The organism is Nocardia cyriacigeorgica GUH-2 (genome assembly GCF_000284035.1).
GTDB lineage: Bacteria > Actinomycetota > Actinomycetes > Mycobacteriales > Mycobacteriaceae > Nocardia > Nocardia cyriacigeorgica_B.
The window spans coordinates 5,870,630-5,882,628 of record NC_016887.1 but is presented as its reverse complement, the minus strand read 5'-3'; the positions used below and the strand labels follow the sequence as shown (position 1 = coordinate 5,882,628).

Annotated in this window: 10 protein-coding genes; 4 read left to right on the top strand and 6 right to left on the bottom strand. The window is 67.3% G+C overall.

Going from position 1 to position 11,999, the window contains the following annotated elements; all coding sequences use genetic code 11:
- Entirely contained in the window at nucleotides 1-450 is a 450-nt protein-coding gene (locus NOCYR_RS26405) for a hypothetical protein (protein ID WP_014353476.1), read from the bottom strand.
- A gap of 301 nt (nucleotides 451-751) precedes the next feature.
- Between NOCYR_RS26405 and NOCYR_RS26400 the strand changes: the two genes are divergently transcribed.
- On the top strand, nucleotides 752-2,041 hold the full coding sequence (locus NOCYR_RS26400) for an XRE family transcriptional regulator (protein ID WP_419538302.1): 1,290 nt from the start codon (nucleotides 752-754) through the stop codon (nucleotides 2,039-2,041).
- A gap of 6 nt (nucleotides 2,042-2,047) precedes the next feature.
- Here the strand turns inward: NOCYR_RS26400 and NOCYR_RS26395 are convergent, their stop codons facing one another.
- Nucleotides 2,048-2,542 carry a hypothetical protein gene (locus NOCYR_RS26395; RefSeq protein WP_148280771.1) on the bottom strand — a complete coding sequence of 165 codons (495 nt, stop codon included), beginning with the start codon at nucleotides 2,540-2,542 and terminating at the stop codon, nucleotides 2,048-2,050.
- Nucleotides 2,543-2,874: 332 nt separating this feature from the next.
- Between NOCYR_RS26395 and NOCYR_RS26390 the strand changes: the two genes are divergently transcribed.
- Entirely contained in the window at nucleotides 2,875-4,119 is a 1,245-nt protein-coding gene (locus NOCYR_RS26390) for a pyridoxal phosphate-dependent aminotransferase (protein ID WP_048833747.1), read from the top strand.
- Between the two features lie 457 nt (nucleotides 4,120-4,576).
- Nucleotides 4,577-5,851 carry a YibE/F family protein gene (locus tag NOCYR_RS26385; protein ID WP_048833746.1) on the top strand — a complete coding sequence of 425 codons (1,275 nt, stop codon included), beginning with the start codon at nucleotides 4,577-4,579 and terminating at the stop codon, nucleotides 5,849-5,851.
- Nucleotides 5,852-5,857: 6 nt separating this feature from the next.
- Here the strand turns inward: NOCYR_RS26385 and NOCYR_RS26380 are convergent, their stop codons facing one another.
- Together NOCYR_RS26380 and NOCYR_RS26375 are read right to left on the bottom strand one after the other, a co-directional pair.
- Nucleotides 5,858-7,177, bottom strand: coding sequence for an Hsp70 family protein (locus tag NOCYR_RS26380; RefSeq protein WP_081505518.1), 1,320 nt, complete (start codon nucleotides 7,175-7,177; stop codon nucleotides 5,858-5,860).
- Nucleotides 7,178-7,322: 145 nt separating this feature from the next.
- A complete protein-coding gene (locus NOCYR_RS26375) occupies nucleotides 7,323-8,645 on the bottom strand; it encodes a UDP-glucose dehydrogenase family protein (protein WP_048833745.1) in 1,323 nt (440 codons plus the stop codon).
- 302 nt (nucleotides 8,646-8,947) lie between these two features.
- Between NOCYR_RS26375 and NOCYR_RS26370 the strand changes: the two genes are divergently transcribed.
- A complete protein-coding gene (locus tag NOCYR_RS26370; protein ID WP_014353469.1) occupies nucleotides 8,948-9,478 on the top strand; it encodes a YdcF family protein in 531 nt (176 codons plus the stop codon).
- A 45-nt stretch (nucleotides 9,479-9,523) separates the two neighbouring features.
- Here NOCYR_RS26370 and NOCYR_RS26365 read toward each other — a convergent pair whose 3' ends face one another.
- Together NOCYR_RS26365 and NOCYR_RS26360 are read right to left on the bottom strand one after the other, a co-directional pair.
- Complete coding sequence (locus NOCYR_RS26365) at nucleotides 9,524-10,672, bottom strand: acyl-CoA dehydrogenase family protein (protein WP_014353468.1); 1,149 nt, start codon at nucleotides 10,670-10,672, stop codon at nucleotides 9,524-9,526.
- Nucleotides 10,672-11,901, bottom strand: a complete 1,230-nt coding sequence (locus tag NOCYR_RS26360; RefSeq protein WP_014353467.1) for an acyl-CoA dehydrogenase family protein — start codon at nucleotides 11,899-11,901, stop codon at nucleotides 10,672-10,674. The genes NOCYR_RS26365 and NOCYR_RS26360 overlap by 1 nt, the downstream gene beginning before the upstream one ends.
- Nucleotides 11,902-11,999: the final 98 nt, after the last annotated feature.

Below are 11,999 nucleotides of genomic sequence, written 5' to 3'. Positions count from 1 at the left end.
TCAGGCCGACCGATCCGAACCGACCGCGAGGGCGGTGGTGACAATCGTCGACAACGGTGGCAGCGGCTTGCCGCGTTCGGGTGGTTCGACCCAGTGACAGCCTTCGCGGGTCCAGCGCCCGAGACCGGTGGGCAGCATGACCGCGCTGCCGACCGCCGGAATACCGATGTCGAGGCGGTTGAGCACCTCCATGATCTGCGCGCCCGGCCTGCTGTCGGGGGCGGCCAGGAAACTCCAGCGGATCTGCCTGGCCAGCATGGGAACTCGCACACCCTGCTGTCCCAGCGCGGCGCGAACCTTTTCGGCTCGCCAGGTGGGTAGATGAATCACGCAGGCCCGTGCGGTGATCGGTAGCATGACGAACCCGCCGCGTTCGGTGACCACCAGCCCGAATTCGTGCCGGTAGAACGCCGCCCAATCATCGATCGTCCTCAGTTTTTCCACGTTCATCGCGTAGCCCCCTGGCCCGCTGACGCCGGGCCGGTCGGAGTCGGATTCGCCACCGATTCCAGGCTCGCGGTAATCCCCGGCGTGCCACAAGCGCCTACACGCCGGCGTTCCACTGCCCTTGCGCTGCCAGTTATTCGGAACCGAAAAGCCATGTGGCAGCGCTCACAATTTGCTCGTAACCTGTGGAGGACGTTTCGTTCGAAGGGAAGACAACGTGGTCCGGCAGTGGTCAGGGAAGGAGACCCGGGCGCTGCGCGACGCCATGCGGATGAGTATCCGGGAGTTTGCCGCCCATTTGGGGGTGCACCAGCGCCTGGTATCCAAATGGGAGGCGGGCGGTAGCCGGGTCCATCCGCGGCCGGTGAATCAGGCCGCGCTGGATACCTCCCTGGCCAGGTCCGACGATGTGGTGCGGGCACGGTTCGCGGAGCTGATCAGTCAGCCCGCCACACCGCGATTCGACGCGCGAGCCGGCGACTCGGCGCACAGCAGTTATTCCAGCGACGCGGAACTCTTGGACCTCATAGACGCCGGCGCGGTGAGAGGCGATGCGTTAGCAGCGATTTCGGAGAGGGATCTGATAATGGCGGCTGCCCACGAGGCCAGTGAACACGCGAGCCGGGCCGAGAGCACCAATATCGGCGCGATGACGTTGGAACAGCTCGACGCCGATGTCACCCGAATCGCCAACGACTACGTGCATATTCCGCCGGTCCCGATGATGGTGGAGATGCTGCGGGTGCGGCGGCGGGTGTACCGGTTGCTGGAGGGTCAGCAGCGTCCCGCCGATACCAGCCATCTGTATCTGCTCGCGGGTAGCTTGTCCGGGTTGCTCGCCAATGCCAGCACCGACCTCGGCCATTACGATGCCGCCGCCGAACAGATCCGCGCCGCCCGCGCTTATGCCGAATTATGCGGGCACAACGGTTTACGGGCCTGGACCCGCGGCATGCACGCGCTGATCGAGTACTGGTCCGAGCGCCCGCGCCGGGCGGTCGAACTGGCCCAGAGCGGACTGGAATTCGCCGATTCGGCCACGGCACGGGTGCGGTTGAGCAATATCGAGGCCCGGATCTGGTCCAAGATCGGCAGCGCCGCCGATACCGAGCGCTGCCTGCGCGCCGCCAGCGACGCCCGCGGCGGCTCGGGTTCGGACACGCTGCACGACGGCATCGGCGGTGTGTTCGGTTTCCCGGACGCCAAGGCGCAGTACTACGCCGGCGCCACCTACATCCATCTCGGCCTGGCCGAGCCCGCGCTGGTCGCCACCGAGCAGGCGATCGCGCTGTATTCCACCGGCCCCGCCTGGCAGCGCTCCTATGGCGCCGAGGCTTTGGCACGGGTGGATTCGGCGGCCGCGCACCTGATCAACGGCAGCCTCGACGGCGCCACCGAGGCCCTGCACCCGGTGCTCGGCTTGGCCGAGGACAAACGCATCGCCCAGCTCGAGGAACGGCTGACCGGCGTCCGGCGCCGTCTCGCCGCCCCCGCCTTCGACGGCGCCACCGAGGCCGTCGCGCTCGACGAGCGCATCGAGGAGTTCTGCGGCACGACCGCGGCTAACGGGCTCGCGGCGGGTTCTCCGGGGTGAGCGCTGCTACTTCGGCTGGGTGGGCTCCATCGCGGCGCACAGCCATCGCCCGTCGACCTGTTCCATCGTCACCGTGAATTCCTGACGCACTGTCTGGGGAGGCTCGAAGGCTTTCGTCACGGTGTGCGTGGATTGAACGTTCACCTCGGCGCGCTTGTCGTCGCCGGATTGATAAGTGCACTGGACGTCATCGCTGGTCGACGACATCTCGGTCAGGACGATGAACTCGCGCACATTGGGGAAGCCGCTGGCGAAGTCGGTTTTATACCTACCGGTCGAGCCGGCGTCGATGGCCCGCTGGTAGGAATCCAGATCGCGATAGTCGTAGGTGGACGTCAGGGCAGCGAAATCGCACGCCGCCCGCTGTGCCGCCGCTCGCGAATCCTGCGACCGCCGCTCGGTCTGCGTCGGCTGGGCTTGCGTCGGCTGGGCTTGCTCGGCACCGGATGAGTCGCCGATCGCGACACCGATCGCCACTCCCGCACCGCCGATCACCAGCACGGCCGCGACCGCCGCGGCGCTGATCAGGGCGATTCGGCGACGGCCGGGCCCAGGAGGTGGGGGCGGCTGCAGCCCCGCGAGGCCGGGGTACGGCATCGGCGCGCCGGGATGCATCGGCCCGCCTTGCCCGCTCGGTCCACCTGATTCGGCAGGTCGGCCCGGCCCGCCTGTCCAGCCTGGTTCGCTCGGCCCGCCCGGCTGATCCGGCCCGCCCGCCCCACCGTTTCCGCTGTCCACACCGGTCTCCTCCACCCGCAGTTACGCCGGTCACCCTACGGGATGACGGGGCGGGGAGCCGGAGATGCGAATACCGAGGATGGCACCATGGAGCGGTGAGCACTGGTCATCATCATCGCCCGCCGCGTGTGCTGGAACAATCCACCAAGTTGCAGGACGTCGTCTACGAGATTCGTGGACCGGTACTCGCGCATGCGGCACGGCTGGAGGCCGAGGGGCATCGCATCCTCAAGCTCAATATCGGCAACCCGGCGCCGTTCGGGTTCGAGGCCCCCGATGTGATCATGCGCGACATCATCGCGGCGCTGCCGTATGCCCAGGGTTACTCCGAATCGAAGGGCATCCTGTCGGCCCGGCGCGCCATCGTCACCCGGTACGAGCTGGTGCCCGGCTTCCCGGAACTCGACGTGGACAGCGTCTACCTGGGCAACGGTGTTTCCGAGCTGATCACCATCACCATGCAGGCGCTGCTCAACAACGGTGACGAGGTGCTCATCCCCGCCCCGGACTATCCGCTGTGGACCGCGATGACCAGCCTGGCGGGCGGCACGCCGGTGCATTACCTGTGCGACGAGTCCAACGGCTGGCAGCCCGATATCGCCGACATCGAGTCGAAGATCACCGACAAGACCAAGGCGCTGCTGGTGATCAACCCGAACAACCCCACCGGCGCGGTGTACTCGGCCGAGGTGTTGCAGCAACTGGTCGACCTGGCGCGCAAACATCAGCTGTTGCTGCTGGCCGATGAGATCTACGACAAGATCCTCTACGACGACGCCAAGCACATTTCGCTGGCGACCCTCGCCCCCGATCTGCTCTGCCTCACCTTCAACGGTCTGTCCAAGGCCTACCGGGTGGCGGGCTACCGATCTGGCTGGCTGGCGATCACCGGCCCGAAGGAGCACGCGGCCGGCTTCATCGAGGGCATCGACCTGCTGGCCTCGTCGCGGTTGTGCCCGAACGTGCCCGCTCAGCACGCCATCCAGGTGGCCCTCGGCGGACACCAGAGCATCGAGGACCTGATCCTGCCCGGCGGCAGGCTGCTGGAACAGCGCGATGTGGCCTGGGAGCGGCTGAACATGATCCCCGGCGTCTCCTGCGTCAAGCCCAAGGGTGCGCTCTACGCCTTCCCCCGGCTGGACCCGAACGTCTACGAGATCTACGACGACGCCAAGCTCATCCTCGATCTGCTGTTGCAGGAGAAGATCCTGATGGTGCAGGGCACCGGCTTCAACTGGCCCAACCACGACCACCTGCGCATCGTCACCCTGCCATGGGCCCGTGACCTGGCCGTCGCGATCGAACGCTTCGGCAACTTCCTGTCCAGCTACCGGCAGTAGCCGCCGACCGCAACCGGGCATGCCCCTGGTTCCCGGGGGTCAAAACAGACCTCGTGTCCGGGTAATAGGGGTTTTTGGAGACTTACTAGCGCAAAACAAGTTCTTTTGTGTACAGTGGGCATCGGCGCTTTCGAGCGCCCGGTCGGGTTGTCTACCCCCCCTGGGCAATCCGACCTCGTGGGTCAGGCTGCCTACCCCCCTGGGCGCCACCCTGCGGCCGGCGGAGACATCCCCCTGCTCTCCGCCGGCTCTCCCGCCTCTCCGGGATTTTTAGCCAGACTTAGGCGCGGGGTTCTTTGCGTTGGCGAGTGGGGGTTGTGCATATGGGCGTGTTAGCCCGTTCCCGGTGAGTTACCCGGATCTTGCGAGATCAGTTGGTGCGGTTGGTGAAAAGACCAGCTGGGCATTTTGGTCGGCTTGCGCTGCTCTTGAAAATCACGTCCATTAAGCTCGGCGCGTGAGCGACCACCATCACCATCACGATCACTCCGGGCCGATTGCTATCGGGGCTACCGCGGCGCGGGTTGTTGTCGGGTTACTTGCGGCCATCGGGGTTGTCGTGGTGATCGCCACTATCGCGTTGTGGCCCAGTGAGCAGCAGGTGGATATTCCGCTGCCGATGCAGAACGCGGGGGGTGGGGCGGTCGAGACCGAGGCGGGGACGGTGGTGTTGCAGGACATGGGGGCCTGTGGCAGTCCGTCGCTGGGGAAGGTGTTCGCCGATAAGCCGGATCCGCCCGCCACCAATGCCTACACCTGTCAGCGCAGTCTGATCGCCATCGAATCCGGGCCGCACGAGGGCAACCACACGTTGCTGGAGATCGCGCCGGGGCCGGGGCAACCGGAGTTGAAGGCGGGGGACAGTATTCGGATCGTGCGGCAGACGGCGCCGGACGGGACACCGCTGTATTCGTTCGACGATTACGCCCGCGGACTGCCATTGACGCTGATCGCGCTGGCGTTCGTCGTGGTGATCATCGCCGTCGCGCGCTGGCGCGGGCTGCGGGCGCTGCTCGGGCTCGGGTTCGCGTTCGGTGTGCTGGTGGTGTTCATGCTGCCCGCGCTGCTGGACGGCAAACCCGCGATTCCGGTCGCGCTGGTCGCGGGGTCGCTGATCCTGTACGCGGTGCTCTATCTCGCGCACGGGGTGAACCTGCGAACCAGTTCGGCGCTACTGGGCACGCTGACGTCGATGGTGCTGGCGGCGGTGCTGTCCTGGATCGCCATCGGCGTCACCGACCTGACCGGGCTCTCGGAGGAACAGAACACCAACGTCGCCACCTACCTCGAGCACGTCAGCATCACGGGGCTGCTGCTGGCCGGGTTCATCATCGGCTCGCTCGGTGTGCTCAACGACGTCACCATCACCCAGGCCTCGGCCGCGTTCGAGCTGGCCGCGCTCGATGAGGGGGCCTCGCGCCGCGAGATCTTCGCCGCGGCGATGCGCGTGGGCCGCGACCACATCGCCAGCACCGTCTACACGCTCGTGCTCGCCTACGCCGGTGGTGCGCTGCCGCTGCTGCTGCTGTTCAGCGTCGCCGGACGCTCCATGCGCGATGTGCTGGTCGGTGACGCGGTCGCCATCGAAATCGCGCGCTCGGCGGTCGGCGGTATCGCCCTCGCGCTGTCGGTGCCGCTGACCACCGGCATCGCGGTGCTGCTGGCGCGTCCGTTCGGTGCGGCGAAATCCGCGCCGCAGGTGAGCAACCGGCCGCGGCACGCAAAAGTTTGAGCCCGATCAGCCCGGCGGCGGGGGTGGGAACAGCGGCGGAATCGTCGGAACGATGATCGGCGGCAGGCCGGGCACCACCACGATGGTGTTCGGCCCGACGGTCGTGGGCGCGGGCTGCTCCGGCCGCTGACGTTGCGGCGGCGGTTCGGCGATCGCCTCTTCGGCCTCGGTGGTGGTGGGCGCGGCGGTCTGCGGATGGGGTGCACTCGCCTGCGAGGGCGTGGTGGGCAGCGGTGCGGTATTGCCGTCGCTGGTATGGGAATCGCGCTCGAGCACCTGTGGTCCGTAGCCGAGTCCGAGCCCGATCGCGGCCACTACGGCCAGCGCGCTCACCGTGAGCACGGCGCCGCTGATCTCGGGGCGCCCGCGCCGGCGTTCGGTGGGGGTCGACAGCCACGACGGCGCCAGGTCGTCGTCGGTGAAGGCGGGCGCCGGGGCCGGACTGGGCGCGGCGGCGACCGGACGTGGCGCGGGCGCCGTCCGAGCCAGCATCGCCGCACCGCGGGCCGCGACCGTCTCCGGATTCTCCGGCACCACCACCGGCAGGCCCATCGCATATTCCAAAACCCGCGCGACCAGCGGAATCCGGGTGCCGCCGCCGACCACCAGCACGCCGTTGACCGGCAGGCCGGATCGCATCACCACTTCGCGCGTCATCCGCGCCGAGGATTCCACCGCGAGAGTGATCAGTGCTTCGAAGTTCTCCTGCGCTAACAGCACCAAACCCTGCTCGCTGGGCAGGGCGACGGCGGTATTGCTGGACAGCTGTTCCTTGGCCTGCCGGCACAGCGCGTCCAGCTGCGCCAGCCCGGACGGGTCGTGCGGGTGCGCGATCCGGCCGGAGGCGATCTGTTGTTCGCGGATCAGCGAATCGATGTAGTCGCCGCTGATATCGCTGGTGCGTTCGGTGTGGCGGACCTGCCTGGTCTGCACGTCGACAATGCTCACCGACAACCCGGAACTGCCGAGGTCGTAGACCACCAGCATCGACGCCCCGCGGGTATCGCCGCTGCTCTGGGCGAATTCGACGATGGCGTTGAGTTCGGGAACCAGCTCGTAGTTGGTGATCTGCTGCCGGGCCATGGCCGCGCGGATCGACCTGGCCTGCTGGTCGGTGCGGTAGGCGATGGCGGTGGCGGCGATGTCGGTGAACGCCTCCAGCGTCACCCCGACAGCCTGGGCGGCGAGTTCGGCCGGGTCCTGCTCGCCGACGGCGACGGTCTGGATGTCGAACGAGTGGGCAGGCAGCTCGTGCGGGTGCCCGGTTCGGGGACGGGCAAGGCGAACGGCGCCGGCCCCCACCGCAACTCCCAGTACCGCACCCATCAGCTGCTCATCTTCCCGCTCAACGACATCTGAGCTCGCGCAATTTCCTCGTGGCGGCTCGTCCCCGAACCCTACCGACCGAGATCCGTGGAGTTCGCGGCAGTGCTGGCCGTTTACCTGATGGCCCCCGCCTCGACAGGCAACTCTACGGTGTGCCGAGCCCCGCGTACACCCATCCGGCATCGCGCCAGGTGGCCGGTACGAGACAGTTGCGGCCGTCGATGATGGACCGGCCGTGCACCACCGGATCCAGGTCGTGCGGTCGCAGCGCGGTGAATTCGGACCATTCGGTCAGCACCAGCACCACGTCGGCGCGATCGCAGGCCTCGGCGACCGAGGTGGCGTAGTTCAGGGTGGGGAACACCCGGCGCGAATTCTCCAGTGCCTTCGGGTCGTACACGGTGACCACCGCGCCATGGAGCTGCATCATTCCCGCGACGTTGAGCGCGGGTGAATCACGCACATCGTCGGATTCGGGTTTGAAGGCCGCGCCGAGGACCGCCACGTTCGCGCCCAGCAGTGAACCACCGCAGGCCTTGGTCGCCATATCCACCATCTTGGTGCGGCGGCGCATATTGATGTTGTCGACCTCGCGCAGGAAGGTCAGCGCGTGATCAGCGCCCAGTTCACCCGCGCGGGCCATGAACGCCCGGATGTCCTTGGGCAGACATCCGCCGCCGAAGCCGAGTCCGGCGTTGAGGAAGCGGCGGCCGATGCGGGCGTCGTAGCCGAGGGCGTCGGCCAGCACGGTGACGTCGGCGCCGGTCGCCTCGCAGACCTCCGAGACCGCGTTGATGAACGAGATCTTGGTGGCCAGGAACGCGTTGGCCGACACCTTCACCAGCTCTGCGGTGGCCAGATCGGTCAGCAGGAACGGGATATCGGCGTCGATCAGGTCGGCGTAGATCTCGCGCAAGAGTTGTTCCACCCAGGCGGATTCGGCCCGGTCGCGATCCACCCCGAGCACCAGCCGGTCCGGGCGCAGCGTGTCCTGCACCGCGAAGCCCTCACGCAGAAACTCCGGATTCCATGCCACTTCGACCTCGGTGGTGGTCAAAGCCCTGGCACGGGCACCGAGTTCGGCGGCGGTACCGACCGGCACCGTCGACTTGCCGACGATCACCGACGGCCGCTCCAGCATCGGCGCCAGCGCGTCGATCACGGCGTGCACGTATTTCAGGTCGGCGGCGTACTCGCCCTTCTTCTGTGGCGTGCCGACGCCGAGGAAGTGCACGTCGGCGTGCGCGGCCGCCTCGGCGTAGGAGGTGGTGAAGCGCAGTCGTCCGGCGTCCAGATTGCGGCGCAGCACCTCCTCCAGCCCCGGCTCGTAGAACGGCACCACCCCGTCCGAGAGCTTTGCGACCTTGCCCGGATCGACATCCACCCCGATCACGTCATGCCCGAGTTCGGCCATACACGCGGCGTGCGTGGCCCCCAGGTACCCGGTTCCGAAGACTGTGCATCGCATGATCGATTGGTAAGCCGCCCCGGTGGCTACTCCGCCACACCGAGGCAAGAGTCGGGGCAACAGTAGATGTACAGGGAGTGGTAACTCGCCTGACCTGCGGATTCGCTCTACTGCGCCGGCTCGGGCGGGAAAGGCACCTGATCGCCGGAGGCACGCAGGTCATCGAGGATTCGTTCGGTCGACGCCGACCGGCCGGTCCAAGTGCAGCTCGAGTCCGCGCGGACCCGATCGACCCGCTGACGCGCTGTCGAGCTGCTGCGCGATCGCGCGGGACCGTTACCACCGGTGGATAGGATCGGCCGATGCGGCGGATCGGCGGGACTGTGCTGGTTCTCGGTGTGGTGCTCGCGATCGTCACGGCCGCGCTGTGGCCGGTGTATGTGCGGCCGCAGACCGAAGAACCCGCACCTGCCGATGCGATCCTGATTCTCGGCGGCGCCCACGACGGGCGCGAGGAATTGGGTCTGACCCTCGCCCGGGACGGTTACGCGCCGCGAGTGCTGGTGTCGAATCCGTATGAGCACAGTGCGCTGGTCAACCGGATCTGTCACGGTGGATACAGCTTCGAGGTGGAATGCTTCGATCCCGACCCGCGAACGACCCGGGGTGAGGGGCGCTATCTGGCTCGGCGGGCGCGCGAGGAAGGGTGGACGCGCGTCATCGTGGTGACGTTCACGCCGCATATCTCCCGCGCCCGCTACATTCTCGGCAAATGCTGGTCCGGGGAATTGCTTTTCGTGGATCCGAAACCGCAGCTTTCCGTGGTGCGCTGGGCTTACGACTATCTCTACCAGTCCGCGGGCTACGTCAAGGCCGTGTTCGAGGACTGCTGAGTGAAAGCCGCGCTGCCCGGCGGCGGAACCGGGCAGCGCGGACGTTCACGGCCTGGTCAGGCGCGCGTAGTGGTTCAGATGGTAAGCGCTGGAACCGAATTCGTTCTCGATCGCGGTGAGCCGCTTGAAATAGTGGCCGATGGCCAATTCCTCGGTCATTCCCATCGCGCCGTGCAATTGCACCGACTGCTGGCCGATGAAACGGGCAGCGCGGGCAATGGTGACCTTTGTCGCCGAAATGGCGCGAGCGCGTTCCGAGGGCGAGCCGGACAACGCGAAGGCGGCCAAATACGCTGCGGCCGTGGCCTGTTCCAGTTCCATATACATATCCACCATGCGGTGTTGCAGTACCTGGAACTGGCCGATCGGCTGACCGAACTGCTGACGCTGTTTGCTGTATTCCACGGTATCGGCGACGACCTTGCGCATCAGGCCCACCGATTCGGCGGCTATCGCGGCAATGGCCTCCTCCAGGGTTGCCTCGATGATCGGGGTCGCCTCGCCCTCGGTACCGAGCAGGGCCGCGGCGGGCAGGCGGAAGCCGGTGAAGGTGAGGTCGGCGGCCTGCCGGTCGTCGATCGTGCGGTAGCTGTGCACCTCGAGCCCGGCCGATGGGGCCGCCGCGTCGAACTCGGTGAGGAACAGCGATACGCCGTCGCGATCGCGCCGGTCTCCGCTGGTGCGGGCGCAGACGATCAGATGCGTCGCCAGCGGTGCGCTGGTGACCACGATCTTCGAACCGTCGAGCACCCATTCGTCGCCGTCCTTGCGGGCGGTGAGCGAGATATCGTGCGCCGATTCCCCCGCCGACGGCTCGAGCGCCGCGAAGGCCGTGCGCGCGCTGCCCGCGACGATCTCGCGCAGCACCGCGTCGGCGCGTTCGCCGCCCGCCCGCGACAACAACCCGCCGCCGACCACGACGGTGTCGACGAACGGCTCCACCACCAGGGCGTGGCCCAATTCCTCGGCGATGACCATCAATTCGGTCGGGCCGCCGCCCATGCCGTCGACCCGCTCGGACAGCGTCGCGCCGAGAATGCCGAGCTCCTCGGCGAATCCGCGCCAGATCTCGGGCTGCCAGCCGGCCACGGATTTGGCCGCGCTGCGACTTTTCTCCAGCTCGTACCGCGCGGTCAGGAACCCCGCGACGGAATCGCGCAGCAACTGCTGTTCATCGGTGAGTGAGAAGTCCATCAGAGCCCCAATGCTGCCTTGGCGAGAATGTTCCGCTGAATTTCGTTGCTACCCGCGTAGATCGAACCGGCGCGGTCGTTGAAATAACGCAGCGGCGCGACGGCCTGCCACTGCGGCCCGCTGTGATAACCATCGGCCGGTGGCGTGAAATCGGCGATCGGGCCACCCGGTTTGGTGGCGTGCGGCTGGTAGGCCCGGCCGCGCGGTCCGGCTGCCAGCAACGCCAGTTCGGTGAGCTGCTGGCTCAGTTCGGTGGCGAGGATCTTCAGCATAGACGAGGCCGGTCCGGGGTCGCGGCCCTGCGCCAGCGCCGAGATCGTCCGGTACTCGAGGATCTCCAGCACGTCGGCGCGGATGCGGGCATCGGCCAGTCGCGCGGCGAAGGCGGGATCGTCGATCAGCGGTTCGCCGTCCGGTCCGGACTGCACTGCCGCGGCCTCGGCCAGATCCTGCGCCATCACCTGCAACGCCGGTGCGGCCGCGCCGCCGCGTTCGTGCACCAGCACGTACTTGGCGACCGACCAGCCCTCGTCGACGCGGCCGAGCACATTGCTCTTGGGCACCCGCACATTGTCGAAGAAGACCTGGTTCTGCACCTGCTCGCCGGAGGTCATTACCAGCGGCCGGACCTCGATGCCGGGCGAGGTCATATCGATCAGCAGGAAGGTGATGCCCTGCTGCTTCTTGCCGGTGCGCGAGGTGCGGACCAGGCAGAAGATCCAGTTCGCCTCGGTGGCGTGGGTGGTCCAGATCTTGCTGCCGTTGCAGATGAAGTCCTCGCCGTCCTCGACCGCGCTCATCGTCAGCGACGCGAGGTCGGAGCCGGCCTCGGGCTCGGAGTAGCCCTGGCAGAAGAACACCTCGCCGGTGAGGATGCCGTTGAGGAAGAACTGCTTCTGCTCGGGTGTGCCGAAGGCGATGATGCCCGGCGCCACCATCCGGATACCCATCGGCGACAGCGGCGGCGCACCGGCCAGCGCCAATTCCCGATTGAAGATGTAGTGCTGGGTGAGGGTCCAGTCGCAGCCGCCGTACTCCACCGGCCAGGTGGGCGCCGCCCAGCCCCGCTCGTGCAGAATGTGCTGCCACTGCATGCTGGCCTCATGGTCGGGATAAACGCTCGTTGCCAAACGCCCCGCCGCCCGCAACTCCGGCGTCAGCTTCTCTCGCAGGAACTCCCGCACCTCGTCCCGAAAGGCCGAATCGGCCTCCGACCAGTCGAAATCCATCCATACTCCCGAGGGCTGTGCATAGTCGCCGCAGCGCCCGCGAACCGGGCACCCATGAGAGAAGTTATCCGCAATTCTCGCACGGAGTCAAACTGAAG

Coding starts and splice junctions, on each gene's coding strand:
- NOCYR_RS26405 (WP_014353476.1), bottom strand. CDS start 450: ATGAACGTGGAAAAACTGAGGACGATCGATGATTGGGCGGCGTTCTAC.
- NOCYR_RS26380 (WP_081505518.1), bottom strand. CDS start 7,177: ATGGGTGCGGTACTGGGAGTTGCGGTGGGGGCCGGCGCCGTTCGCCTT.
- NOCYR_RS26375 (WP_048833745.1), bottom strand. CDS start 8,645: ATGCGATGCACAGTCTTCGGAACCGGGTACCTGGGGGCCACGCACGCC.
- NOCYR_RS26370 (WP_014353469.1), top strand. CDS start 8,948: ATGCGGCGGATCGGCGGGACTGTGCTGGTTCTCGGTGTGGTGCTCGCG.
- NOCYR_RS26365 (WP_014353468.1), bottom strand. CDS start 10,672: ATGGACTTCTCACTCACCGATGAACAGCAGTTGCTGCGCGATTCCGTC.
- NOCYR_RS26360 (WP_014353467.1), bottom strand. CDS start 11,901: ATGGATTTCGACTGGTCGGAGGCCGATTCGGCCTTTCGGGACGAGGTG.